Consider the following 26,257-nt stretch of genomic DNA (forward strand, 5'->3'; position numbering starts at 1 on the left):
CCGGCCGTCCGGCCACTCTTGCGTTCTCAGGTCGTGGTCGCATTCAGCACTGGCAGGTGGTGGGGGCGGCGGCCTCCCGCCTGTACGTCCGGCAGGACCGGGGGTGCGGTCACAGGCTCAGCATCTTCAGGGGCTCGGTGCGGGTGATCTCCGCGATCCGTTCAGGAGTCAACCCGGCCTGGTGGAAGGACGACCGGCTCCACTCCAGCCATGGCTCGATGTCCATCTGGGACGGCTGGCCGAGGTCGGAGCTGTAGACGACCCTCGGCAGGAGGGACAGGACGTCGGCGAAATCGGTCAGGTCCTGGTATTCGAGAAGCCGGGTGAGCGCGGTCTGCTCCGTCCATACCTGCTCCGCGGCGGCCACCTCCACGAGTTCCTTGCAGGTCAGCCCGGTCATCGGATTGGCGGGCTGGTTGAGCATCAGGCGTGGCAGGTCCAGCCGTACGGCCTCGTCGACCAGGAGTCGCACCTCGTGGGCGTCGGCGTGGCCGGTGGAGATGACCACCGGCAGATCCCGTGCGGCGCGCAGGACCTCACGGACCTCCGTGCGCAGCACCCGGCTGTCGTCGGCGACGGTGAGCGGACGCAGGCCCCCGGCCAGGAGCGGATGGGAGGGGGTGCGGGTCAGCCGGCTGCGGTGAGCGCGGCCGGTGACCGTGGGCAGATGGACGATCAGGCGCAGTCCGCTGTCCTCGCCGTGCTGGATGACGGCCTGTTCCACGGCCCGCGCGTCGAATCCTCCCGCCAGGGCGTTGAGGACGATCGAGCCGGAGACGGGCAACCCCTGTTGGCGGGCCTCCCATGCCTGGGCCGCGGTCGAGCCCAGGTGGTTCTTGAGGACGACCCATCCCCCGTGCCCGGCGTAGATCGCACCGGCGGTGGCGGCGGTGTGGCGGCGCAGATACGCGTCCGGACCTACGTGGTAGTGGACGTCGATGAAGCCGGCGTCCTGTGCGGGCGGGGGACCGGGCCGCCCGGTGGCTTCAGTGGTCGCCATGGTCGCCCTTGTCCTCCCAGGGACGGGCGTATCCGAAGCGGGCGCGTGCCTCGTCCAGCCTGTCGCCGCCGAGCGCCGCCGCCCGGATACGGGACTCCGTACGCTCCACGGCCTCGGCGCGGCGGACGACCTCCTCGACGAGGTCGGCCGGGATGCGCAGCGCGCCGTTGTCGTCGGCGAAGATCCAGTCGCCCGGGCGGACGGAGGTACCCGCGATGTCGACCTCGGCGCCGGTACGGTCCAGCACCACCCGGTTCTTGCCGCTGACCATCGTCACACCGGTGCTGAACAGCGGGTACCCGGCGGTGCGGCTCTCCTTCACATCGCGTACCGAGCCGTGCACGACCGTTCCGCGGACGCCGCGGTGCAGCGCGACGGAACTGAGGAGGGAGCCCCAGTTGGTGCACATGCGGCTGCCGCCGTTGTCCACGACGACGACCGAACCGGACGGCACGTCGTCGATGTAGTCGGCGGCGTTGCGAAAGCCGGTGTCGTCGTCGACGGCGCGGTAGCGGACGGTGAAGGCGGGTCCGCAGGCGATGCTGCCGGGGGTGCGCGCCGCGATGCCGGGCAGCACGCCGGGCGGGGTGCGCAGGCTGTCCATGGCGTCCGAGAGGGCGGCCGTGTCCAGCCCGGCCATGCGTGCGCGCAGCGCTTCGGTTTCCACGGGAGCGGCGGTGGTCATGCGGATTCCTCCGTGAGCGGGTGGGCGCGGCCGGTGAGGTGCCGGGTGAGGGACCATGCCGCGAACTCGGTGAAGTAGGTGGTGACTTCGGCCCCGCGATGGGGGACGGTCGACGTGTGGGCGCGCTCGCCGGTCTCGTCGCGGACGACGCAGGTGACGGCGACCGTTCCGGTGTAGGTCGTAGGGTCCCCGCCCTGCCAGACGCCGGAGAGGGAGACGCCGAGTGAGCCCGAGACTTCGCCGCTCCGGCGCGCGCGGGTCACTTCGGCCGCGAGGACGCCCCCGGTGAGCTGGTCGTCGATGTCCAGGACGAGGCCGCGCTCGTCGAGCAGAAGCGCCAGTTCCTGGACGGCGGTGCGGTCCCGGTCGGTGACGACGTGGTCGGCGAGCGCCGCGTCCAGGGGCTTGGCCATGACGTCGGCGGATTCGGGCGGGCAGCCGAGCCGGATGTCGACGTACGGGTAGTGCCAGCGGTACGCGGGTTTGACCGGTACACCGCTGTCCCGTACGAGTTCATCGACGAGGGCCGCCGCGTCCGCTTCGATGAGGCCGAGCGTGCGGCGGAAGACGGCGGTCACCTCGGGGGGGTCGGGGAGGTGCGACAGGCCGTCGCGCAGCACGGACTCCAGCATCGGAAGGCATTCGCGCGGCGGCCCGGGGAGCATGATCACGGTGCTCTCCTGGACCTGGGTCCGGCAGCCCCAGGCAGTACCGTTGAGGTTGGGCAGCAGGTCGGCGCCCTCGGTGAACAGCGCCTGACGGCGGTTGTCGTCGTGGATGGCGACGCCGAATCGGGTGAGGCGGTCCACGACCCCCTGCCACGCCTCCTCGCGGTGTTCGAGCGGGCGCCCGAGCGCGCGGGCGACGGCACCGCGGGTCACGTCGTCCGAGGTGGGGCCGAGCCCGCCCATCACCACGATCACGTCGTCGCGGCCGAGGGAGGGACGGATGGCGTCGGCGATGCCGGCCTCGTCGTCGCCGATGGTGTGGCGGACGCGGACCGGGATGCCGCGCTCGGCGAGCATCCGCGAAACGACATGGGCGTTGGAGTCCTCCAGATCACCGCGGAGCAGCTCGTCCCCGATGGTGACGACGGCTGAGGTCGGGGCGTGCGGGACCTCGCGGCAGGCGTCCATGACCGCCTGGGCCGCCTCGGTGGTGGTGGCGCCACCACCCAGGTCGTAAGTGACCCGGTCGCGCCGGCGGGTGACGTGGCGTACGGCGTCCCGGACAGCACGCGCCTCGCCCTCGAAGCCGAGGTGCTCCAGCAACAGGCCGATGGTGAGGAACGCCGCGACGGGATTGGCGCGCCCGTGTCCGGCCATCGCCGGGGCGCTGCCGTGCACCGGCTCGAAGTAGTTTCCGGCCTCACCGATGTTGGCGCTGGGCGCCAGGCCGAGTCCGCCCATCACGCCGCCGCCGAGGTCGGAGAGGATGTCGCCGAACATGTTCTCGGCGACGATCACGCCGAAGCGCTCCGGGCGGCGCGCCATCCACAGGGCGACCGCGTCCACGTTGAGGACTTCGAAGGGGATCTCCGGGTAGTCGGCGGCGATCGCCTCCAGCCGTTCCAGGACGTACGCGCTGCTGTGCCGCAGGACGTTGGGTTTGTCGGCGAGGGTGACCCGTTCGTAGCCGTGGCCGCGGGCGGTCTCGAAGGCGAAGCGCAGGATGCGGTCCAGGCCGTGCGAGGTCTGCAGCCGGACGCTGGCCGTTGCGCCCGGGCGGCCGCTGCGGCGGACGTTGGGGTGGTCGGCGACCAGCGGCCACATCTCGTCCGGTACGTGGTTCCAGTCCAGGCCCGCGTACAGGCCCTCGGTGTTCTCCCGGACCACGCAGAAGCGGTACGGGGTGCCGCCGCCGAGGTAGTTCTCCACCGGTCGCAGATTGGCGAACAGGTCGAGACGCTGCCGGAGTTGGATGATGGGCGAGATGTACTGCGGGGCAGACGCACGCAGTTCGGGAGCCAGCTCCGCGAGTGCCTCGCGGCGCGGCTTGCTGGTGGTGGCGCCGAGCAGCACGGCGTCGCTGCGGCCGATCAGGTCCCAGGTGCGGTCGGGGACGGGGGTGCCCTCGGTCCGCCAGTACTCCCAGCCGATGTCACCGAATGCGAGGTCGACGGGCAGGCCGAGTGCCTCGATCACCGGCAGCGCGGCGTCCAGGACCTCCGGTCCGATTCCGTCGCCGGGCAGGACTGCGACGGTCTTGCGGTTCATGAGTGTTCAGCTCCCAGGAAGCGGGTGAGGGTGTCGCGGGTGAGGGCGGGCCGGTCGGCGTGTGGGCGCATTCCGGCCTGCGGTACGCCCGTCAGGTGGTGCCGCGGGCCGGGTCCGGTGGCCAGGTGCTTGCGCTGGACGAGCAGGGACCGTTCGCCGTACACGTGCAGGAGGGCGCCCGGGAAGTCCCGTACAGCGTCGCGGACATCGGCCGCGTGCAGCAGCCGCAGGCCGGCGGACAGTCGTCGGCCCGCCAACTCCTTTTCGGAATCGGTGGGTTGGCCGGCGTCGGGCTCGGTGCGCGGGAGGGTGGTGGCGCCGGGTTGCCGGCCGGGGCCGCGGACGGCCTCTTCGAGGAGTCGCAGCGCCGAGGGAAGGCCCTGGGCTTGGACGGCGGCGGCGATCCGCTCCAGTTTCGTGTCCAGCTCGTCGTCGGCGACGGACGGGCCGGAAAGCAGCAGCACTTTGGCGTGATGGGTCCACTCGTGCGTGAGCAGGGCCTGGACGACGGCGCCGCCCAGGGCATTGCCGACCAGCAGGTCGGGGGCCACGGCCGGGGACGGGCCGTACGCACCGTCCGCGTGCGGTGCGAGGTGGCGCCCCCAGCGGTCCACGAGGGCCTTCAGGTCGTCACCGTCGCACAGTAAGGACAGGGTGTCGTAGACCGTGATCCGGTGTCCTGAGGTGAGCAGCGGTTCGGCGACCTGGTGGAAGAACGAGCCGTGGTCCCAGCGCGGCATGACGGGCGCGAGAACGACCGCGTGGCGCGGTGCGTCGGCGTCGCCCAGCACGGCGAGGGCCGGGGCCGGCGCGGCAGTGAGCGCCGGCCCCGGGGGACGCGAAGTCACCGGGCGCCTGCCGCGGTCAGTTCGCGGGCCGCCGAGAACGCGTCGCCGATCCGGTCCACGGGGAGCTTGGCGCGTTCCTCGACGGAGAGGTCGAAGTGCCCCAGGACCAGGTCGGGCAGGGGCAGCGAGGGCGCGGCTTCCGCGATCCGGGACTCCATGCGGTGGGCGAGGCTGAGGATCCGGCCGAGGTCGTACGCGTCGGTGTCGGCGCGCCGGCCGAGGTAGGCCAGCCACTGCTCGGTCACCAGGTTGCCCGGGCCCTTGCCCATGCCCAGGATGGAGGAGTCGATCCAGGTGGCTCCCGCGTCGACGGCCGCGATGGCGTTGGCCAGCGCTAGGCCGAGGTTGTTGTGTGCGTGCAGACCGATGGCCGCGTCGGTCACCGAGCGGACCAGGGTGACCAGTTGGGTCACCTCGCGGGGCAGCATGCTGCCGTTGGAGTCGGCCAGATAGACCACGTCGGCGCCGGCGTCGCCGGACAGCGCGGCGAGTTCGACCAGTCGGCGCCGGTCCAGCTGACTGACGCGGGTGATGTTGACGGTGGTGGTGAAGCCCAGTCCGTCGGCCTGGGAGAGCAGGGCGAGCCCGTGCTCCGGCGCGCCGGAGGGCAGGCAGAACCGGAGGAGGCGGACACCGGCGTCGTACATGCGCGGCAGGTCGTCCTCGGTGATGTTCTTCGGGTGCAGGATCATGCAGAGACGGTCGGGGGAGACGACCTCGGCGACCCTGCGTATGTAGTCGTCGGCGCCCACGCCGGTACGGCCGATCCCGGCCTTGGGTTTGAACGAGCCGTTGCGGTAGCCGATCTCGACCCACTCCATGCCGGCGGCGACGCTCTCACGCGCGTGGTGCAGTGCGTAGTCCAGCGGGAAGTCGAAGTTGTTGCGGTAGCCCCCGTCGCGCAGCGTCACATCAAGATTGACGATCATTACCCCTCCATGTATGGCGCATGCAGTTGGCGGGGTGACAGCCGCGTGTGAATCCGTCGCGACATGACGCGACGGATTGCCTGGGATTCAACACGCTGTTATTTCGGAGGATTTTCCGCGAGCGGCATCCTCCATCACATCACCCCGTTGGCGAACTTCACGGTTCAACTGCCCATACTTTTCAGCCGGAAAGCGCATCGGCGAAGGCGTAAGCCGGAAGTTCGTCTACTCATAACGTATCGCATGTCTTCAAGTGAAGATCAACGGGAGGGTAAAGAGTTCGCCATGCCCCGATCACTCAGTTCTCCCCCGCGACTTTCCGCCGAACCCGTGCACTTGCTGCCGTCAGCAACTCCAGGCGTGCCGGGTCGGCGTTTTCCCGCACGGCGAGCGACATGCGGATGGTGAGGGGATCTCCGATGAGCGGAAGCAGGGAGATCCGGCGGGAGGACACCGTGTTGGCCGCTGTGGGGTACATCAGGGTCCAGCCGGTCGCGCCCGCGCCGATCTCGGCGAGGGTGTCCTGGAGCCGGGTGGAGGGTGGGCCGAAGGTCGGCTCGAAACCCGCTGCGCGGCAGGCGGCGACGACGGCGTCGAAGAGCACTGCGTTCTCCCCGCGGGAGGCGATGCGCAAGGGCAGCCCGGCCAGATCGGCCAGATCCAGGCGGTCGTGTGCGGCCAGCGCGTGCGAGGCGGGCAGCGCGACCAGCAACGGATCGTGCCAGAGTCCGAGAAGTCGCAGGCCAGGAGCGTGCTCGAGGCCGCGGACGAAGGCCGCGTCCAGCCGTCCGGCACCTACCTCTGCCAGGCGCGTGCGGGCGTCGAGGGTCTGGAACTCGAAGCGGGTGCCGGCACCGCGGTCGGGCAGCGCGTCCAGGAAGTCGTCCAGCCGGGGCCCCAGGGCGGAGCTGATGCCGACGCGGAAGGCGGCGGCGTTCCGTGTGGTGAGCCGTTGCGCCGTGGCGGCGAAGGAGTCCCGCGCCTTCAGCAGTGCGCGGCCCTCGGGCAGCAGGGCGTGGCCGACCGGGGTGAGGGTCACGGTGCGGCCGGAACGGTCGAAGAGCTGGGTGCCCAGCTCCCGCTCCAGTCGGCGCACCTGCTGGCTGACCGCCGGCTGGCCTATGTGCAGCCGCTCGGCCGCCCTGCCGAAATGCAGCTCCTCGGCAACGGTGACGAAGTACTGAATCTGACGCAGTTCCACAGGATCCCCCCATCCATCAGGGCGATCCCTATAATTGAACGCTGAAACATTCTTGCTCGCGGGATCGCCGCGAGAGAATCCTCGCACACCGATCGACGGCACCCGCCACCGGGCGGGTTCGCTCTCGAGGCCCTGCGGTTTCATTCACTGGGGCAGGTATTTATTCACTGCCCGGATTCCCTTCAGTCGGCGGTAACTCCCTGCAGATCACCGGCCTTGGTTCCGGCGCCGCGGAATTCGCCGTCATACCTTTGTGCAGCGGAGGGCTGCCGCGCCGCCAGCGAAAGGAACAAAGCGAAGGCTGCCGCTCCCAGAACCGCGGCCGCCATGACGAACCAGCCCAGGGCGGAGAGATCGCCCGCCGGCAGCCGGCTGGAGAGGAAGATTCCCAGTGAGGCGGCCAGCAACTGGAGTGCGCCCATCAGGCCGGACGCCGATCCCGCCGTCGAGCGGAAAGCCGTCACCCCCGCACTCATCGACAACGGCAGCAGGAAGCCGTTGCCGAAGGTCATCACCGGCATGAACACCAGGACCAGCAGACCCCAGGGCCGGCCGGCCCCGCTCAGCCCCAGGCCGAGCATCATCAGCGCACCGGCGAGAAAGAATCCGTGGCCCGTCCACAGCAGTCGGTCGACAGGCCGCGCGCGGACCAGGGTGCGCGAGGTCAGGTTGCCCGCGACGTACGCGATCGAGACGGTGATGTAGCAGTAACTGGTGGTCTGGGTGGCCAGGCCCATCTTCTCGAAGACGAGCGGGGAGGCGGCCAGGTAGCCGAAGTAACCGCCGTACGCCACCGCCAGGTTGATCGTGTACGCCCAGAACAGCGGACGGGTGAGCAGCTTGGGGTAGGCCTTCAGCGTGGTGCCGAGGTGCTTGCTGCGCCGCTCCGGCGGCAGGCTCTCGGGGATCGAGGTGATCATCACGACCAGCGTCACCAGGCCGAGCAGGGCGGTCACCACGAACGCCGCGCGCCAGGAGACGTACGTGGTCAGATAGCCGCCCACCAGGGGAGCGACGGACGGGGAGACACCCACGATCGGCATGACCGTCGCGAACATCCGGGCCGCGTCCCTCTCCTCGTACAGGTCGCTGATCACGGCCCGGCCCAGCACCATGCCCGACCCGGCGCCCAGCGCCTGGAGGAGCCGGCCGGCGCCGAACACCTCGACCGTGGGCGCCACCGCGCACACCAGCGAGGCCACGACGAACAGGCCGAGCCCGGAGACGATGACGCCCTTGCGGCCGTACGCGTCCGAGACCGGCCCGTAGACCGCCTGGGAGACCGCGATGCCGATCATGAACGCGCTGAACGTCCATTGCACGGACGCGACGGGGGTGTGAAAGGCGTGCGCGGTGGCCGGCACACCCGGCAGATTGATGTCGGAGGCGAACAGTCCACCGGCGTTCAGCGAGCACAGCACGGCGAGCAGCAGCGCGTAGGGCGCGCGTGTCGATGCGGTCTTCATGACGGACGACTTCCTTGGTCAAAAGTGGGCCGGGGGCGGACCCACCCGGAGGGGGCCGGCGTCCGGGCGATCTCGATCTCCGTCCCCGCCGTCCGGCCCGACGGGGGAGTCCGGGCGCCGTCCTGCCGAGGACGTCCGGCGGGCGGCCCGGATCATCGGTGGCCGCGGCGGTGATCGGCTCCTTGTCCGTCAGCGGCGACCGCTGATGCCCCTCGATCCGCACCGGCATGGCGTCGCCGACCGGATACGCGGACCGCCGGGTCTCCCACCGGATCCGGCGGGAAGCTCCCTCGTAGGCGGCGCCGGAGTGTCCGACCCCTCGTCCAGGAAGCGCCGCCCCGGAAACAGCGGTTGTGTGTGGGGCTGGTGGGACCGACGGCTCCCGGTGGGCCGACGGGTCCGTGGGGTCAGCGCTTGGCGGCTCGGGCCGCGAGCGTCTCGCCGGCGATCGACCAGCTGTCGGTACCGATCTCCTGCACCGTCACCCACACGCTCTCCGGCTTGCTGCCGGTGGCCCGCACATACGCGTCGGTCAGGTCACGGACCAACTGGGCCTTCTGTTCGGCGGTCTTGCCGGGGGTCTGCTGCACGTGGATGAGAGGCATGGTGTTCTCCGCTGGATCGAGGTGGAACTGATGCCGTACGGTTTCGGGCCGCAGAGCCGGGGAACCGCCGCGGATCCAGTCCAACACCGGGCCGGGAGCTGTCCAAGACGCAATCCGATCTGGCACCGATCACGAATCGTGATGCGTCCCGGATATTCGGATCGCCCGGACCCCGTTCCGCCTGGCCCTGGTGCGCCTGGGAGGCGCCGCCCGCGAGGGACAGGCCCGCGTGAACACGGTGCTCGCCGAAGTGTTCGCCGGCCCGCCGGAACGGCGTACGCGGGGTCCGTCACCCTCACGGGAAGGGAAGTCCGCGTCCATCGCACGGGATTGACGAAAGATCCGCTTGTCAGCGGCCGTAAGGGCTTCCTGGAAGGCGCCATCGGCGTACGCTGAGGTGCCTGGAGGTCACGGTGCGCACCCGCTCCCCGCGCAGGACGCACCACCGTGGCCAGGGGGTGGAGGATGGGACAGCGCAGCGTACGCAGCAGAAGGACTCTCTTCGAACGTGAGAGTGAACTCGCCGCTGTCGAGGAGGCGTTGGGCGAGCTCACCGGTCTGCGCAAGGACGGGTCCGAAGCACCCGAGCGGCCCCGCGGCGCGCTCCTCGCCTTCGCCGGACGCGCCGGGATCGGCAAGACGACCCTCCTCGCCGAGGTCCGGCGGCGCGCCGCGGCCAAGGGCTGCACCATCCTGTCCGCACGCGGCGGCGAGCAGGAACAGCGCGTCGCCTTCCACGTCGCCCGTCAACTCCTGCAACCACACCTCGCCGGATTCTCGGAGGCCGAACTCCGCGCCTCGCTCGGCAGTTGGTACGCCATCGTCGGACCCGCGCTCGGCCTGTGCGCCGCCGCCGAGGGAGCACCGCCCGACCAGCAGGGCCTGCGCGCCGGCCTCGACTGGGTCCTCACCCACCTCGCCGTGCAGCGCGCCCCGATGGTGCTCGTCCTCGACGACGCGCACTGGGCCGACCCCGAATCGCTGAGCTGGCTCGCCGCCTTCGCACCCCGCGCCGAGGAACTCCCGCTGCTGCTCGTCGTCGGCTACCGGCCCGACGAACTCCCCGACCACGCGGAGTCGTTCAGGGTCCTGCCGGGGCGCGCGGGCCAGCGCCCCGTCGACCTCGAACCACTCAGCGCCGCCGCCGTCGCACGGCTGGTGCGCGAGGACCTCGGCGCCCAGGCCGACGACGCGTTCTGCCGGGAGTGCTGGGCGGTCACGGCGGGCAACCCCTTCGAGGCGGTGGAACTGACCGCGAAGGTGCGCGACCGCGGGCTGGTCCCGACGGAGGCCGGCGCACACCTGCTGCGCGACCTCGCCGCCGCCGTCAAGGGCAGTGGCCTGATCGCCCGCCTCGAACGCCTGGGCACCTCCACCGTCCGCTTCGCCTGGGCCTGTGCGGTGCTCGGCACGGAGATCGCCCCGCCCCTGGCCGCGGCCGTCGCCGGACTCGGCTCCGAGGAGGCCGCCGACGCGGCGGACGCCCTGCGCGGCGCCCGCATCCTCACCGGCGCCGACACCCTGGAGTTCGTGCACCCGCTGGTCGCCACCGCCGTCTACCGCGCCATCCCCGGCGCTGTCCGCGTGGCCCTGCACGGCCAGGCCGCGTGGTGCGTGATCAACGAGGGCCTCGGCCCCTCCGCAGCCGCCCGCCACCTCATGGAGAGCCATCCCGACGGCGACGTCTGGGTCGTCCAGCAACTGCGCGCCGCCGCCCGGGAGACCCAGCGTGCCGGCGCCCCCGACGCGGCCCGCCGCTACCTCGCCCGCGCCCTGCGCGAACCCCCGCCCTTCGAAGAACGCGCGGCCGTCCTGTACGAACTGGGCTGCGCCTCCCTGCTCACCGAACCGGCGACCACCGTCAACCACCTCAGGGCCGCCCTCGAGGAACCCATCACCGACCCCGAGCTGCGCCACAACGTCGTCTACCGGCTCTCCCAGGTCCTCGCCCACAGCGACCGGCTCGCCGAGGCCTCCGAGACGCTCGCCCGGGAGAGCCGGCGGACCGCGGACGCCCGGGTACGGCTGCGCATGCAGTCCGAGCAGTTCATGTGGGACGCCTTCCGCGCCGACGAGCCCGACTCGCCCGCCCGCTCGCGCCGGCTGACCCGACTCGCCGACCGACTGACCGGCCGCGACCTCACCGAGCGCTATGTCATCGGCCTGCGCGCCTGGGACGCCACACTGCGCGGCGAACCCGCCCACGTCGCACTGGAACACGCCGAGCGCGCCCTCGCCGGTGGCCTGCGCTGGGCCGAGGCCGACCGCGGCTTCGAAGTGCCCATCCTGGTCGCCCTCACCTTCATGTACGCGGACCGACCGGGACGCACCGAGGAACTGTTCGCCGCCGGCATCGCCGACTTCGAGAGCCAGGGCTGGCACGGCGCCCACCTCTCCTTCGGCTACACGATCCTCGCGTACGTCCGCTACCGCCGCGGCCGGCTCGCCGAGGCCGAGGACTTCGTCCGCGCCGGCCTCCGGCTCGCCGAGCGCGTCGGGCCCGGCACCCCCGTCCACTGGTACGCCGTCGCCACCCTCGTCGAGATCCTGCTGGCCCGCGGCCGGGTCGCCGAGGCCGCCCGGACCGCCGAGGAGTACGCGTTCGGGGCGCCCTTCCCCGCCGCCGTGACCTTCCCCGACGCCCAGATCGTGTACGGCCAACTGCTGCTCGCCCGCGGCCTCACCAAAGACGCCGCAGCAGAGTTGGCGGCGGCCGGCCGCCGCCTCGACCCGCGCGGCATCCGCAACCCCTCCTGGTGCCCGTGGCAGCTCCACCTGGCCCGCGCCGAGAGCCACGACGCACCGGACCGCGCCGTCGCCACCGCCCTCGAGGCGGTGCAGCGCGCCCGCCAGTACGGCGCCCCCTCGGCCGTCGGCCAGGCGCTGCGGGCCGCCGCCGAGGTCTCCTCGGGCTCGGCCCGCGTCAAACTCCTCGAAGAGTCCGTGACCCACCTGGAGCGCTCCCCGGCCGCGTACGAACTCGCGTGCGCCCTGGTCGCCCTGGGTACCGAGCTGCGCCGCTCGGGCCGCCCCAAGGAATCCGCCGAACACCTCTACCGGGGGCTCGACGCGGCCGTGCAGTGCGGCGCCGACGGGCTCGTCGAAGAGGCCCGTGACGAGCTGGCGGCCGCCGGGCTGCGCCCGCGCAGACTGCACAGCACCGAGACGGACACGCTCACCGCCCGGGAACGCGCGGCGGCCGCCCTCACCGCCCGGGGCCGCAGCGCGGACCAGGTCGCCGAGGAACTGCGCATCGACGAGCCGTCCGTCGTCCGGCTGCTCTCGGCGGTCTACCGGAAGGTGGGCACGGAACGTACGGGACTGGCGGCGGCGCTGGGCGAACAGCCACCCGCGTAGCCCCGCACGGGAGACGCCCCCGGGCCCCGGCCGGCGGCCGGACACGTACCATTGCGGCATGTCCTTCCTCCGCCGCCGCAGCGCCACGCCCGCCGGTCCCGACTTCGACGTTCTGGCCATGGATCCGGGCGACTGGCCGGGCAATCTCGGCGCGGGCCTGCTGCCTGCCCCCGACGGCAGCTGCCAGGGCGTCTTCCTGCGCTACGACCTCTTCGGCGGGCGCGGCCCGGCGATGATCATCGGCAATCTGCCCGAGGGTTCGCCGGCCCGGGAGGTCGAGGAGGGAGAGATCCCGTTCGAGGTGGCCCAGCTGCTCCTGGCGCTGGAGAACGACGAGGAGGTCACCGTCACCGGGGTCGAGGACATGCCGGTGATGCAGGGTGACAACCTCCTCATCGTGCGCCGTCTCAAGCTCTCCGAGACCCGGATCTCCTGCGTGCAGTTCGACCGCAGCGACAACGTGCTCGTGACCATCGCCGCCTGGGACCGTCCCATCACCGACGACCTGTACGCGCTGCTCAAGCCGCTGCCCCCGGAGCTCTTCCAGCAGGGCTGAGCCGCCGCGCTCAGCCGGCCGGCCGCCAGCCCAGCGCGGGGCCGAGCCCGCGGGCGATGTCCGTGAGGATCTGGACGTAGTCCTCGTGCGCGAAGGTGAAGGGCAGCGCGAACGCGACCTCGTCGACCTCCTGGAACGCGGCGTGGGCGTAGAGACGTTCGGCGATCTCGGCGGAGGTGCCGACCAGGTCGGGCGCGAACATCATCCGGGCCGGACCCTGCGGGGCCGCGGTACGCGGTGTGCGCCCCCGCGCGTACTCCTCGTACTTCTTGCGCTGCTCGAGCGTGGCGCTGTCCGTGGGGATCACGACGAGGCCCTGGGAGACCCGGGCCCGGTCGCCGTCGGGATGGTGGGCACGGAAGGTCCGGATGTGCGACAGCTGCACCTCGGCGAAGTCCTCCGACTCCTCCGCCTTGACGACACTGCTGGTCAGGAGGTTCATCCCGTGCTCTCCCGCCCACCGCGCCGACCGTAGGCTGCCGCCGCCGTACCACATGCGGCGGCCGAGGCCGGGCGCCTGCGGCTGGACGCGGTCGGAGAACACCTCGAAGCCCTCGACGCCGCTGAAGTCGGTGGCCGGTGTGCCGCGCACGAAGTCCAGCAGCCGCTCCACACGGCCGTAGCCGAAGTCCTCCACCTCGGCGGTGTCCGGGTAGAGCGCGTGCTTGACCTGGTCGAAGTGCATCGGCGGGCCGACGCTGACACCCGGATTGAGGCGGCCCCCGGACAGCAGGTCGATGGTCGCGAGGTCCTCGGCGAGCCGCAGGGGGTTCTCCCAGCCCACCGGGATGACCGCGGTGCCGAGCTCGATCCGGCTGGTGCGCTGCGAGGCCGCGGCCAGGACGGCGACGGGGGAGGAGATGCCGTACTGCAGATGCCGGTGACGCACCCACGCGCTGTCGAAGCCCAGCCGCTCACCGAGCTCGATGATCTCCAGCGTCGACTCGTGGCCCCGCCGGGGGTCGGCCTCGTCGAACAACCCGATGGTCAGGAAGCCCAGCTTCCGCAGGGGGGTCGAGGTCAGTGGCACGGGGCTCCTCCATCGTTGACGGCATCTCTGTCGAACGCCAGTTCGCTGCGGGGAACGGTCGGCGATCATCAGAGCAACACGGCGGTCATGGCGAGGAATTCCGCCTGCCGGACGCGGAGACGGCACGGGGGCCGGATCCGCCGTAAGCGGATCCGGCCCCCAGGGGGCTCAGGCGTGCCGCTGCTAGGAGTGCGAGCGCGTCACGTCCACATCCGCCGCGCGCACGAACTCGACGCGGTGTCCGAACTGGATCTCGTAGTACATGTCCTTGCCGGTCACGACCTTGTGCGACGTCGTGTCGAAGGTCGGCGAGTAGAAGTACTCGCCCGGAACCTTGTCACCGACCACGTACTTCTGACCCGCGAGGAGCTTGTACGACAGCGGGGACACCGCCTGTGCCGGGACGCCCGCCGGGTACGCCTCCTTCTCCGGGTAGGCACGTCCGTACACGGGGATGTCCGCGAGACCCGCCTTGGGCGTGATGACCTGTCCCGACGTGCTCACCGCCGTCGGGTGAGCCTTGGGGTTCTTGAACCAGGCCTTCTGACCCAGGTACCAGATCGCGGTCCAGTCCCCGTCACGGTCGGCGACCGCGTACTGCTGGCCGGTGGAGACACGCGAGCCGACGTCGTTCACGTCGATGGTCGAGTCGGCGCCGTTCGGCCGGAGCCCGATGTCCTTGATCAGCGGTGAGCTGTCGGACGGCAGGCTGTGGAGGCGTACCTCGCTGGAGCCGTGGGCGGCGCAGGCCTGGCCGCTGGTGACGCACCCGGTGTACTGCGGCTTGTTCGCCGCGAAGTCCGGCAGCACCATGACCAGGCCGCCGCCCGCCTTCGTCCGGTGGTACAAGGGGTGGTCCAGCAGGGCGAAGTAGTGCTCCCAGTCCCAGTAGGGACCCGGGTCCGTGTGCATCCCGGGGATCGTGGACGTCGTCGGACCGGGAACGTTGTCGTGCCCCAGGATGTGCTGCCGGTCCAGGGGCACGCCGTACTTCTTGGCGAGGTACGTCACCAGGCGCGCCGAGGCCCGGTACATCTCCTCCGTGTACCAGGCGTCCGGCGAGGCGAGGAAGCCCTCGTGCTCCAGGCCGATCGACTTGGCGTTGACGTACCAGTTGCCCGCGTGCCAGGCCACGTCCTTGGCCTTCACGTGCTGGGCGATGTGCCCGTCGGTCGAGCGCAGGGTGTAGTTCCACGACACATAGGTCGGGTCCTGGACGAGGTTGATCACACCGTCCCAGGCGCCCTCGGTGTCGTGGATGACGATGTACTTGATGCCCTGCGACGTGGGCCGGTTCCCGAGGTCGTGGTTTCCGTAGTCGCCGTCGCCGAACTCCGCGTAGGGGGCCGGGATCCACTCGCAGGACACGGTCGTGGGGCACTCCGTGCCGGCGGCGGAGACCTTCCGCAGTCCGGCCCGCCGCAGTTGCGACGTGTCGGGGCCGATGGCCGGCTGGGCAGCGAGTGTGATCTTCTGTCCGGAGTCCGTGGTGCGCTCGGCGCCCGTACGGATCACTCCGTAGACGTCGTTGGCGTACGCCGCCGCGGTCCCGCTGTCGTCCGCGCCGGAGAAGCGCGCCACCGCGGCGTACCAGTCGGCCGCGTTCTCGCTCAGCGGCTCGTCGAGGTCCTTCTGCGCGGCGGCCAGCAGCGCGGCGCCGCCCTCGACGTTCGCGGCCGCGTCCGTGCGCAGGCGCTCGGCCGGGAGCCCGGTGAGTTCGGCCGCTTTCGTCAACGTCTTGAGCCGGGCGGGCAGTTGGGAGTTCTCCGGGACCTTCGTCGTGGGGACGAGGGGCGCGCGGGAGCTGTCGCCGCGGGCGTCCTCGGTGCCCTCGCTGTGGTGCGGTGCCCCGGCGATCGCCGTCCGGGCGTCGGTGAGGTGCATGGGGCCGTAGCCGCCGCTGACGCTGGGCGCACCGGCGTGCGCGTCCCAGCGGGACTCCAGATAGGAGACGCCCAGAAGGACGCTCAACGGCACGTGGTACTCGGCGGCCGCGCCGGCGAAGGCCCGTTGCAACTGCGCGGGCGAGGCCTGGTCGACACCGGCCGCCGGGGCCGCGCCGAGCATCGGGAACATCAGGGCGGCCGAGACGAGGGCGCCCGCGGCTCTGCGCGCGCGTCTGTGCCCGGCGGTGGCCTCGGGGTCGATGAGAGATCCTCGCAATGCAGCCTCCTGGGACGGTCGGGCGCGGTGGGGCGTGCGGGGCCGAACGAGGTCAGTCGTATCGGGTCTCCGACGATCCGTCAATCATGCCCAGGGGCAGCTGATTTCCCATGTCAGCCCGGGATCAAAGGGTTTTCGTGGCGGCGGCGCGGCGGCCTGCGAGGCGTCAGTGGAGTGGACCTGTGGCTCGATCGGGTGAAGTTCTCGACGCGAACGAGTGGGCCGGTCCGGGCGCGTACGTCGCGGCGTCCGTACCGTCGGCGCGTAGGGGTCCCTGCTGGGCGCGGACCGGCGGCCCAGCAGGGGTTGCGGTATCCACGGCGAAGGCCCGCGGTGCGCCGATGATCCGGGCGCACCGCGGGCCTTCGTCCCCCCTCGGGTCCTCGTCTCAGCTCCCTGGCGAGTGCCGACCGCCGCCCCTCAGCGAGTGCCGACCGCCGCCCGTACGGCCCGGCGGGCCATCTGGCAGTCGTCGTGCAGCCGCCGCAGCAGCAGACGTTGTTCCTCGCCGGACGGCAAGGCGCCCGGGTGGGCGGGTCCCGGCGCCGCCGGGGTCGCGTCGTGCATCGAGCGCTGCACGGCTGTCTCGTACGTACGGATCTCACGGGTCAGTACGAGCATCAGGTTCACCAGGAAGGCGTCACGTGCCGCCGGTCCCGCGGACTGCGCGAGCTGACTGATCTGACGGCGTGCCACGGGAGCGTCACCGAGGACCGCCCACAGCGTCGCCAGGTCGTAGCCCGGCAGGTACCAGCCCGCGTGCTCCCAGTCCACCAGCACTGGACCGGCCGGTGAGAGCAGGATGTTCGACAGCAGCGCGTCCCCGTGACAGAACTGGCCCATGCCCTGACGGCCCGCCGAGTGGGCGATGCCGTGCAGCAGCTTCTGCAGATCGCCCATGTCCCGGTCCGTGAGCAGACCGAGTTCGTGGAAGCGGGAGATCCGCTCCGCGTAGTCCAGCGGGGCGTCGAACGTCCCGGCCGGTGGCCGCCACGCGTTCAGCCGGCAGACCGCGCCCAGCGCCGCGCGGATGTCCGCGCGGGGGGGCGCCTCGGCCGGGTGCCGCTGGAGCGCGGCCACCCTGCCCGGCATCCGCTCGATCACCAGGGTGCAGTTGTCCGGGTCCGCCGCGATCAGCCGGGGCACCCGGACGGGTGGCCGGTGCCGCACGAACGACCGGTATGCCGCTATTTCGTGCCTGATCCGCTCGGCCCAGATCGGAGAGTGGTCCAGTAAACACTTGGCGACGGCCGTACTGCGCCCGGTCGTGCCGACCAGGAGCACGGAGCGCCCGCTGCGGCGCAGTACCTGGACGGGGGCGAACTCGGGACAGATCCGGTGCACCGACGCGATCGCCGTGCGCAGCTGTGCGCCCTGAGGGCCGGACAAGTCGAGTCTCCCGCTGAGCGGTTGGGTGCCGATCCCCGGAACGCGCCGTGTCCTGGCGGCTCCGAGCACGGGGGCCGCCGGTCGCGCGGGGTCGAGGTAGGGGCCGCTGCCCGCCGGACGGGGATGCAGCGGCCGGGGCGGGGCGGACACGGAGGACGATGCTGTGTACATGGGCGAAACAGATCCCTTCGTGTGCCTGCAAGTTGCCGCGCCGCCCGTCCCGGCCGTCGGGGAACACCCTGGGGGAATGTCCCCGGTAACCGGGTCGGGGTGGCGCATTCCTACCTGACACCGGGTGCCCAGTGGCACACCATCTGGCGCACCCTGGCGAACCCTGGCGAATAGTCGCTCAGCAACTGACAGAGGGTTACTGTCAACTCAGCCGAGAACCTGGGGGCTTGATGTGAACGGACAACCCAACGCTCGTCTGTCGGACCTGTTCGGCCTGGCCGGCTGGTCCAAGGGCGAACTCGCGAGGCTGGTCAACAGGCAGGCGGCGGCCATGGGCCACCCCCAGCTGGCGACCGACACCTCACGGGTGCGGCGCTGGATCGACGTGGGAGAGATCCCGCGTGATCCGGTTCCGCGAGTGCTGGCGGCTCTGTTCACCGAGCGTCTCGGCCGTGTCGTGACCATCGAGGACCTCGGTCTGGTCCGGCACGGGCGTGCGGGGAAACGGCCGGGCGGCGGGAATGTGGAACATCCCGACGGAGTGCCGTGGGCGCCCGAGCGGACTGCTGCGGTCCTCACCGAATTCACGGGAATGGACCTCATGCTCAACCGACGCGGCTTGGTGGGCGCGGGTGCCGCGCTCGCCGCGGGATCAGCACTCAGCAGTGCCATGCACGATTGGCTGCACACCGATCCGGCCCTGGTGGCCGACGCCCCTGACCTCGACAATCCCCTGCACGCCGACCCCGCCGGGTTCGACCGCTACGAGGCCGCCCCCATCGGGTCGCAGGAGATCGAGGAACTGGAGCGCTCGGTCGAGGTGTTCCGGGCCTGGGACGCGGCCCGCGGCGGCGGGCTGCAACGCAAGGCCGTGGTGGGCCAGCTCAACGAGGTGGGAGGCATCCTCTCCTACCGGCATCCCGACCATCTGCAGCGGCGCCTCTGGGGAGTCGCCGCCAACCTCGCCGTCCTCGCGGGCTGGATGTCGCACGACGTCGGCCTGGAGCCCACGGCACAGAAGTACTTCGTCATCGCCGCCCACGCGGCCCGGGAAGGCGGTGACCGGCCCCGTGCCGGGGAAGCGCTCTCGCGCGCCGCGCGCCAGATGGTGCACCTGGGCCGGCCGGACGACGCCCTGGACCTGATGAAGCTCGCCAAGTCGGGCTCGGGCTCCGAGACGCTGCCGCGCACCCGGGCCATGCTCTACACCATCGAGGCCTGGGCGCAGGCGTCGATGGGCAAGGGGCAGGCCATGCGGCGCACCCTGGGCGAGGCGGAGGACCTCTTCGTCTCCGACAAGGGTGACGTGCCGCCGCCGAGCTGGATGCAGTTGTTCGACGAGGCGGACATGCACGGCATGCAGGCCCTGGCCTACCGGACGCTCGCGGAGCACGACGCGGCCGCGGCGGCCACGGCCCAGCGCCACGCCAAGGAGGCACTGCACCTGCGGGAGAACGGGCGGCAGCGGTCGCAGATCTTCGACTGGCTGTCACTGGCCTCGGCGTGCTTCATCGCCGACGATCCCGAACAGGCGGACCGCTACGCCCGGCTGGCGCTGGTGTCGATGGGGGCCAATTCCTCCCACCGCACCTGGGACCGGCTGCGCGAGATGTACCGGCTCACCGCGCAGTACTCCAGTTACCCGAAGATCCACGAACTGCGTGAGGAGATCCAGCTCGCCCTTCCCAAGCCGGTGACGAAGCCGAGGCGGGGGGGAGACGCACAGGTCTGAAGCCGCCTGTGCGAGGAGTTCCGGTGGGGTGGGCCCCGTGGGCCGGCTCCGGTGTCCGGTGTGATCGATCGGCGGTTCAGCCGGCCGCTCAGCCGCCGACCCTGGCGACGAGCACGCAGGCGTCGTCCTCGCGGTGGGTCTCGCCGAACTCCTCGACGACCGTCCGTACGCAGTCCTGGGCCGTGCGGGCTCCGCCGAAGCGCGGGGCCAGGTCGAGCAGCCTCTGGACGGCCGCCGCTCCGTGGCACCGAGGGACCAGTCCGTCGGTGTGCAGGAGCAGCAGGTCGCCGTCCTCCAGGGTCTCCTCGGCCTGCCCGTACGCGGCATCCGAGGTCGCGCCGAGCAGCACGCCGTGCGGTGGTGTCAGGATGCGCCCCGTCCCGTTGCGGAACAGCAAGGGGGCGGGGTGTCCCGCCTGCGCCCAGGTGAGGGTGCGGGTCCCGGGCCGGTAGCGGCAGCAGACCGTGCTGCCGAGTGTCGGCTGTACCGAGGCGTCCACCAATCGGTTGAGCCAGGAGAGGAGTTGACCGGGCTGGGTGCCCGCCATGGCCATGCCGCGCAGGGCGCCCAGCAGCATCGCCATGCCGGAGGCGACGGTGACGCCGTGTCCGGTCAGGTCGCCGACGCTCAACAGGGTTTCGCCGTCGGGAAGTTCCAGCGCGTCGTACCAGTCGCCGCCGATCAGCGCGGTGGCCGACGAGGGGAGGTAGTGGGCGGCCAGGTCCAGTGCCTCCGGGCCCCGCCGGGTGAACCGCAGGCTGCCCTGCCGTGGCGGCAGGACGGCCTCCTGCAGCTCGACCGCGAGCCGGTGCTCGTCCTGCGCGAAGCGCCGGTCGTGCCGCAGCGAGTCACGGGTCTCGCTCACCGTCCGTTGGCTGCGCCGCAGTTCGCTGACATCGCGCAGTACCGCCCACATCGCGGCGGTACTGCCGTCGGTGTCGAGCACGGGCTCACCCATGATGTGCACGGTCCGCACCCCGCCGTCCGGGCGCACGACGCGGAACTCCCCGTCGATCGGCTTCGCGTCGATGAGGCAGTCCGTGACCATCGCCGTCAGCATCGGCCGGTCCTCGTCGAACACCAGTGACGGGAGCTCGTCGAGGGTGAGCGGCGGAGCGCCGGGGTCGCGGCCCAGGATCTGGTAGAGCTCCCCGGACCAACTGGCCTCGTCCGTCAGCAGGTTCCACTCGGCGCTTCCGACCCTGCTGAGCAGGGAGCCCTCTCCGGGTGCGGCGGGCGCGGCGGCGGGTTCCACGGGAACCGGCGGGGGGCCGTCCCGCAGCTGCGCCAGGTGCTGGTCCAGATCGTTGAGCTGATGCATCGCCAGATCGCACAGGGCGCGCTGCCAGCGTCCCTGGGCGTCCGCGCCGTCGACGGGTGCGTCACGTCGTACGGCGTCCACCTCGCCGCGCAGTTGCCGCGTCTGCGAGATCAGCGCCTCCACCGCGCCGCGCGGGGGCGGCTGCGCGGCGGGGCGGTCCGCGGAGAGATGGGGCGACATGACGCACTCCGATGAGGGGACGGTACGACCAGAGCTGGGCGGAAGGACCGTTACGACTGTTGCACAGCCCGCGACGCCCTGTAAGGGATTTGGCAACACACGATCCGGTGGTGCTTCTGGCATATGCCGCAGTCCATTCGGAGGGGTCGACCAGGACCGATGAGGTACACGTGGTGCTAGCCCAAGTCGTAGACAGCGTACGTGACTTGACGGCCTACGGGGGTGGTGGTGGTCCTTCCTCACTCGTGTGTTCGAGGGTCATGTGTGCGGGTCATGTCCAGGGCATGTTCGGATTCAGACGCCGTGGGTGAACTCTCCTGCCGCCGCCTCGTAGAGGGGCCCCGGATCGATGCCCATGGAGGCGAAGTTGTCCTCGATCTCCAGGCTCGCCAGACCGTGCAGATGCGCCCAGAGCAGCACGGTGCGCGAGGCGACCGCCGGCGGGACGTCCTCGACTCCGCGGCGCTTCATCCACTCCTGGACCTGGTCCCGTGAATCCTCCGGCACGGCCGCGTCCGGCGACGTCAGCGCGTTCGCCACGTTCAGTACGACGTTCATCGCCCGCTGGGCCGCGTCGACCAGGCGGGTGGAGTGGGCGTCGTACCCCTTGAAGGGGGCCCGGAACAGCAGCCGGTAGCGGTGCGGTTCGGTCCGCGCCCAGTCGCGGTAGGCCCGCACGACCGCGGCCAGGCGTTCGGCCCCGTCCCCTGCGGGGGTGCCGGCGGCGCGGGCGAGGGTGGCCGCCAGTGTCTCGTAGGCGTCGACGACCAGCTCGGTGAGCAGGCTGTCCCGGTTGGCGAAGTAGCGGTAGAGCGCCGGGCCGGTCATGCCCAGCTGTTTGGCGACCGCGTTGAGCGACAGTGCCTCCGGGCCGCCGTCGGCCAGCTGGCGCAGTGCCGCCGCCTTCACCTCCTCCCGCACCTGTGCGCGGAACCGATCGCGCGGGCCCGGTCCGGTCCGGCTCTCCGTGGTCACGTCATCGCCTCTTCTGTCGCTCGTGGGAACGGGACTTGACGTACCCATTGTAGAGGGGCAAGCTTTAGTTAGAGCCTATAACGCAAGCGTGACTCTCTAACGAAAATTCTGCCAGCAGAGGAGCCGACCGTCATGGACACCCACACCACCGCGAACCTGGTGACCGAAGTCGTCCTGCCAGGGGTCGTGGAGCCCGCCGGCCTGCAGATCCGGACGCGCCCCGCGCCGGAGCCGGCGGCCGGTGAGGTCCTCCTCGCGCTGGAGGCCTCCGGGGTCTCGTTCGCCGAGCAGCAGATGCGCCGCGGCAAGTACTACGACCAGCCTTCCTTCCCCTTCGTGCCCGGTTACGACCTCGTCGGTGTCGTGCTCAGGGCCGGCGCGGGCGTCGACGCGTCGCTGGTCGGCCGCCGCTTCGCGGCGCTGACCAAGGTGGGCGGCTGGGCCAGCCGGGTCGTGCTGCCCGTCACCGACCTGGTCGAGGTGCCCGGCGGCCTCGACCCCGCCGACGCCGAGACGGTCGTCGTCAACGGCATCACCGCCTGGCAGATGCTGCACCGCGTCGCCGGCGTCCGGGCCGGCGAGACCGTGCTCGTGCACGGGGCGAACGGCGGAGTGGGCTCCACCCTCGTCCAGCTCGCCGTCCACGCCGGAATCCGCGTCATCGGCACCGCCTCGCCCCGCCACCACGACGCGGTCCGCGCGCTCGGCGCCACTCCGCTCGACTACCGGGCCGACGATCTGCCCGCCCGTGTGCGGGAGTTGGCGCCCGGTGGCGTCGACGCGGTCTTCGACCACGTCGGCGGTGACGGCATCGTCGACTCCTTCCGGCTGCTGGCCCGCGGCGGCACGCTCGTGTCGTACGGCACGGCCTCGACACGGGACGTCGCCGGATCCTCCAGACTGCCGGTGCTCAAGCTCGTCGGCCGGCTCCTCCTCTGGAAGCTGCTGCCCAACGGCCGGCGCACGCACTTCTACAACATCTGGGCGGGCAAGCGCCGTGCCGCGGCCTTCCACGACCGGTTGCGCACCGACCTCGGGCAGGTGTTCGCACTGCTCGCCGAGGGCGCCATCACCGCGCAGGTCGCGGCGCGTATCCCGCTCGGCCGGGCCGCGGAGGCCGTCCGCCTGGCGGAGTCCGGCACCGTCACCGGCAAGGTCGTCCTCGTCCCGGACCCGCACGCCCACCCGGAGGCGTGAGGAGAGGACGGCCCGCTGTTCGGCCGGCGACGCGGCGTCCGCGAGGGGCACCGGGAGGGCGACACCGCCCGTCACGGTTCGACCGCTGTTCACCCGCAACTCACCGCGCGGGTATGGATCTCGGCGATCACCGCGTGCACGCTTGCGCGCGGTGTGCCGCAGGGGCACGCCAGTGACGAGGGCGGGCGAATGACACCGATCAGCCGAAGAGGTTTCGTGGGGCTCGGGGCATCCGTGGCGGCGGGCACCGCGCTGGGCCTCGGCTCACGTCCGGCGGCGGCCGCCGGCGCGCCGAGCGGCACCATCACGGACGTACGGCACGTCGTCATCCTCATGCAGGAGAACCGCAGTTTCGACCACTACTTCGGGCGGCTCAAGGGCGTCCGCGGATTCGGCGACCGCAGCGGCATCACGCTGTCCGGCGGGTATCCCGTCTTCAACCAGCCCAACGGCGGCGGCCGGCAGTACCCGTGGAAACTGAGCTCCACACCGGCCGCGGGCGGCAAGGACGGTGAGACCCTCGCGCAGTGCAACGGTGACCTCCCGCACTCCTGGTCCTCGCAGCACTCCGCCTGGAACAAGGGGCGCCTCGACAACTGGGTCTCGGGGGTCGGGAACGTCCGCTCGCTCGGCTACCTGGACCGCTCCGACATCCCCTTCCACTACGCGCTCGCCGACGCCTACACGATCTGCGACGCCTACTTCTGCTCCACGCTCAGCGCCACCGGGCCCAACCGCACCTACCTCTGGTCCGGCAAGGTCGACGGCTCCAGCTACGACGGCGGCGACGAGTCGGGCCTGACCTGGCAGAACTACGCGGAGGCGCTCCAGACGGCCGGCGTGACCTGGAAGGTCTACCAGAACGCGCAGGACAACTACGGCGACAACGCCTGCGCCTACTTCAAGAAGTTCGCCTCCGCCAAAGCCGGCGACCCGCTGTACGACCGGGGCATGGGCTCCGTGCCGCGGGTCAGCGGCTCCACCCCCGACGACATCGCCGCCGCCATCAGGGCCGACGTCCTCGCGGGCACCCTGCCCCAGGTGTCCTGGGTGGTCGCCAACCAGGCCTTCTCCGAGCACCCGTACGCCCCGCCCGGGGACGGCGCCCACTTCGTCGACCTGGTGTACAAGGCCCTCGCCGCCGATCAGGACGTCTTCGACTCCACCGTCCTGTTCCTCAACTACGACGAGAACGACGGCTTCTTCGACCACGTGCCGCCGCCCGTCCCGCCCGCGAACACGGCCGGGGAGTTCCTCGGGGGCGCTCCGTACGGTCTCGGATTCCGTGTTCCGATGCTGGTCGTCTCGCCCTGGACGCGCGGCGGCTGGGTCTCGTCGGAGGTCTTCGACCACACGTCCGTGCTGCGCTTCCTGGAGACCTGGACGACCTCGCTGGGCAGACCCGCCGCCTGCCCGAACATCAGCGCCTGGCGCCGCAAGGTCACCGGCGACCTGACCGGCGTCTTCGACTTCGCCCACCCCGTGTACGGCGCCGTCGCCCTGCCCGCCACGAGCGTCATCGGCATATCCACCTGCGGCCCCCTGCCCAACCCGGTCCCCACCACCAACGCCCTGCCCGTCCAGGAGCCCGGCACCCGGCCCGCCCGCGCCCTGCCCTACCAGCCGAACGGCTACCTGGACCACCTGGAGTTCGGTGCGAGCGGCAAGATCCTCGCCTGGTTCGCCATGGCCAACCAGGGCACCCCGGCCAGGAGCGCCGCCCACTTCTCGATCCACCCGAACGCCTACCGCGACACCACGCCCTGGCAGTACACGGTCGACGCGGGCGGCACCGCCTCCGACTACTTCAACATCGGCTCGGGGTACGGCGACGGGAAGTACGACCTCACCATGACCGGGCCCAACCGCTTCCTGCGCCGGTTCAGGGGCGACGCGACACAGGCGGGCAAGTCGGCCGAGGTGAGCACCCGTTACGCCACCGAGCCCGGGACCGGGAAGACGGCGGTCTACTTCAGGATGGCCAACTCCTCCGCCGCGACCGTGAAGTTCACCATCACCGCGAACCAGTACCGCGGCGACGGGCCGTGGACGTACACCGTCGCCGCGGGTGGCTGGGCCGAGGACTACTTCAACGCCGTCGCGTACCAGGACGGCTGGTACGACTTCACGATCACCGTCGACTCGGACGCGAGCTGGTCACGCCGGTTCACCGGACACATCGAGACGGGCGCCGCGAGCGTCAGCGGCTGATCACGCGTAGAGGTCCGGGCGCACGGCGAGGTCGACGGCCACCCGGCCGCCGCTCTCCAGCGCCCGGACACCCGCCTCGGCCACCGCCGACGCGGCGTACCCGTCCCAGACGCTGGGCCCGGTGACCCGTCCCTCCCGGGTGGCGTCCACCCAGGCCTGCACCTCGCGGTCGTAGGCGTCGGCGAAGCGTACGAGGTAGTCCTGCGGCACCTCCTGACGGGCACCGTCCGCCGTCGTCACCAGCATCGCGTTCTCGTCCCCGATCCGCGCGCTCCCGGACTCGCACACCGCCTCGCAGCGCACCTGGTAGCCGAAGCCGGAGTTCACGAAGACCTCCACGTCGACGAGTGCGCCCTCCGCGGTCTCGAACAGCACGAGCTGGGGGTCGAGGAGGTCCGCGGGCGCGTGCGACGACGGTCGCGGACGCAGCACCGTCACGGCCGTGAGCTCCTGGCCGAGCAGCCAGCGTGCCGCGTCGATCTCGTGCGAGACGGAGCTGTTCACCAGCATCGCCGAGGTGAAACCGGGCGGGGAGGAGACATTGCGGTGCGTGCAGTGGAGCATCAGCGGACGGCCCAGGCGCCCGCTGTCCAGCAGGGACTTCAGCCGCACGTACTCGGCGTCGTACCGGCGCATGAAGCCGACCTGCGCAAGCCGCCGCCCGAGCCGCGCCTCGGCCTCCACCACCCGCAGCGCCCCGGCCGACTCCGGCACCATCGGCTTCTCGCACAGGACCGGCAGTCCGCGCTCGAAGGCCGCCAGCAGTGCTTCCTCGTGGGCGGGCCCGGGGGAGGCGACCAGCACGGCCTGCACACCGGGCGCGTCCAGGGCGGCGGACACCTCGGTGTGCACCGAGACGCCGTCGATCCCGGCGACGGCGTCCTTCGCCCGCCCGGTGTCGGGATCGGCCACTGCCGCGACCCGAGCACCGTTCACCACTCGGTCGATTCGTCGTATGTGGTCGGCTCCCATGTGGCCCGCCCCAAGGACCGCCACACCCAACAACTCGCTCACGTGCTCACCTC

Annotated in this window: 19 protein-coding genes; 5 read left to right on the top strand and 14 right to left on the bottom strand. The window is 71.4% G+C overall.

The window, feature by feature from the left end; genetic code table 11:
- Window positions 1-109: 109 nt before the first annotated feature.
- The 8 genes from OG199_RS38715 to OG199_RS38750 all read right to left on the bottom strand — a co-directional run bounded on the left by OG199_RS38715 (window position 110) and on the right by OG199_RS38750 (window position 8,950).
- Window positions 110-1,000, bottom strand: coding sequence for a DUF6282 family protein (locus tag OG199_RS38715; protein WP_405833527.1), 891 nt, complete (start codon window positions 998-1,000; stop codon window positions 110-112).
- A complete protein-coding gene (locus OG199_RS38720; RefSeq protein ID WP_356803969.1) occupies window positions 987-1,685 on the bottom strand; it encodes an RraA family protein in 699 nt (232 codons plus the stop codon). The genes OG199_RS38715 and OG199_RS38720 overlap by 14 nt, the downstream gene beginning before the upstream one ends.
- Window positions 1,682-3,901 (bottom strand): isocitrate/isopropylmalate family dehydrogenase, encoded by a 2,220-nt coding sequence (locus OG199_RS38725; protein WP_405833529.1) that lies wholly within the window; start codon window positions 3,899-3,901, stop codon window positions 1,682-1,684. Before OG199_RS38725 ends, OG199_RS38720 begins: the two co-directional genes overlap by 4 nt.
- Window positions 3,898-4,749, bottom strand: a complete 852-nt coding sequence (locus tag OG199_RS38730; protein WP_405833531.1) for a hypothetical protein — start codon at window positions 4,747-4,749, stop codon at window positions 3,898-3,900. The genes OG199_RS38725 and OG199_RS38730 overlap by 4 nt, the downstream gene beginning before the upstream one ends.
- Window positions 4,746-5,678, bottom strand: coding sequence for a hypothetical protein (locus OG199_RS38735; protein WP_401802351.1), 933 nt, complete (start codon window positions 5,676-5,678; stop codon window positions 4,746-4,748). The genes OG199_RS38730 and OG199_RS38735 overlap by 4 nt, the downstream gene beginning before the upstream one ends.
- Before the next feature lie 298 nt (window positions 5,679-5,976).
- Window positions 5,977-6,879, bottom strand: a complete 903-nt coding sequence (locus tag OG199_RS38740) for a LysR family transcriptional regulator (protein WP_405833533.1) — start codon at window positions 6,877-6,879, stop codon at window positions 5,977-5,979.
- Window positions 6,880-7,061: 182 nt separating this feature from the next.
- Window positions 7,062-8,345, bottom strand: coding sequence for a multidrug effflux MFS transporter (locus tag OG199_RS38745; RefSeq protein ID WP_356803961.1), 1,284 nt, complete (start codon window positions 8,343-8,345; stop codon window positions 7,062-7,064).
- A gap of 407 nt (window positions 8,346-8,752) precedes the next feature.
- Complete coding sequence (locus OG199_RS38750) at window positions 8,753-8,950, bottom strand: 4-oxalocrotonate tautomerase family protein (protein ID WP_356803959.1); 198 nt, start codon at window positions 8,948-8,950, stop codon at window positions 8,753-8,755.
- A gap of 465 nt (window positions 8,951-9,415) precedes the next feature.
- Between OG199_RS38750 and OG199_RS38755 the strand changes: the two genes are divergently transcribed.
- Both OG199_RS38755 and OG199_RS38760 read left to right on the top strand, forming a co-directional pair.
- Window positions 9,416-12,307: an AAA family ATPase gene (locus tag OG199_RS38755; protein WP_405833536.1), complete on the top strand. Its 2,892-nt coding sequence runs from the start codon at window positions 9,416-9,418 to the stop codon at window positions 12,305-12,307.
- 58 nt (window positions 12,308-12,365) lie between these two features.
- Window positions 12,366-12,863 carry a hypothetical protein gene (locus OG199_RS38760; protein ID WP_153292346.1) on the top strand — a complete coding sequence of 166 codons (498 nt, stop codon included), beginning with the start codon at window positions 12,366-12,368 and terminating at the stop codon, window positions 12,861-12,863.
- Between the two features lie 10 nt (window positions 12,864-12,873).
- Here the strand turns inward: OG199_RS38760 and OG199_RS38765 are convergent, their stop codons facing one another.
- From OG199_RS38765 to OG199_RS38775, 3 genes are all read right to left on the bottom strand, one after another.
- A complete protein-coding gene (locus OG199_RS38765) occupies window positions 12,874-13,893 on the bottom strand; it encodes an LLM class flavin-dependent oxidoreductase (RefSeq protein WP_405833538.1) in 1,020 nt (339 codons plus the stop codon).
- Between the two features lie 183 nt (window positions 13,894-14,076).
- On the bottom strand, window positions 14,077-16,056 hold the full coding sequence (locus tag OG199_RS38770) for an N-acetylmuramoyl-L-alanine amidase (protein WP_405833540.1): 1,980 nt from the start codon (window positions 16,054-16,056) through the stop codon (window positions 14,077-14,079).
- 420 nt (window positions 16,057-16,476) lie between these two features.
- Complete coding sequence (locus OG199_RS38775; protein ID WP_266696651.1) at window positions 16,477-17,616, bottom strand: aminoglycoside phosphotransferase family protein; 1,140 nt, start codon at window positions 17,614-17,616, stop codon at window positions 16,477-16,479.
- A 232-nt stretch (window positions 17,617-17,848) separates the two neighbouring features.
- On the opposite strand from OG199_RS38775, the gene OG199_RS38780 reads away from it, so the two are divergent.
- On the top strand, window positions 17,849-19,348 hold the full coding sequence (locus OG199_RS38780) for a hypothetical protein (RefSeq protein ID WP_356803933.1): 1,500 nt from the start codon (window positions 17,849-17,851) through the stop codon (window positions 19,346-19,348).
- Window positions 19,349-19,436: 88 nt separating this feature from the next.
- Here OG199_RS38780 and OG199_RS38785 read toward each other — a convergent pair whose 3' ends face one another.
- The gene (locus OG199_RS38785) at window positions 19,437-20,849 is read right to left on the bottom strand and encodes a SpoIIE family protein phosphatase (RefSeq protein ID WP_356803935.1); all 1,413 of its coding nucleotides are present in this window, start codon (window positions 20,847-20,849) and stop codon (window positions 19,437-19,439) included.
- A 294-nt stretch (window positions 20,850-21,143) separates the two neighbouring features.
- On the bottom strand, window positions 21,144-21,824 hold the full coding sequence (locus tag OG199_RS38790; RefSeq protein WP_405833543.1) for a TetR/AcrR family transcriptional regulator: 681 nt from the start codon (window positions 21,822-21,824) through the stop codon (window positions 21,144-21,146).
- Between the two features lie 132 nt (window positions 21,825-21,956).
- Here OG199_RS38790 and OG199_RS38795 point away from each other — a divergent pair, with 132 nt between their 5' ends.
- On the top strand, window positions 21,957-23,021 hold the full coding sequence (locus tag OG199_RS38795) for a medium chain dehydrogenase/reductase family protein (protein WP_405833545.1): 1,065 nt from the start codon (window positions 21,957-21,959) through the stop codon (window positions 23,019-23,021).
- A gap of 189 nt (window positions 23,022-23,210) precedes the next feature.
- On the top strand, window positions 23,211-25,232 hold the full coding sequence (locus OG199_RS38800) for a phosphocholine-specific phospholipase C (RefSeq protein ID WP_356803941.1): 2,022 nt from the start codon (window positions 23,211-23,213) through the stop codon (window positions 25,230-25,232).
- Here the strand turns inward: OG199_RS38800 and OG199_RS38805 are convergent, their stop codons facing one another.
- Window positions 25,233-26,246: a Gfo/Idh/MocA family protein gene (locus OG199_RS38805; protein WP_405833547.1), complete on the bottom strand. Its 1,014-nt coding sequence runs from the start codon at window positions 26,244-26,246 to the stop codon at window positions 25,233-25,235.
- Window positions 26,247-26,257 lie beyond the last annotated feature (11 nt).

The sequence above is a fragment of the Streptomyces sp. NBC_01176 genome, assembly GCF_045039825.1.
Taxonomy (GTDB): Bacteria; Actinomycetota; Actinomycetes; order Streptomycetales; family Streptomycetaceae; genus Streptomyces.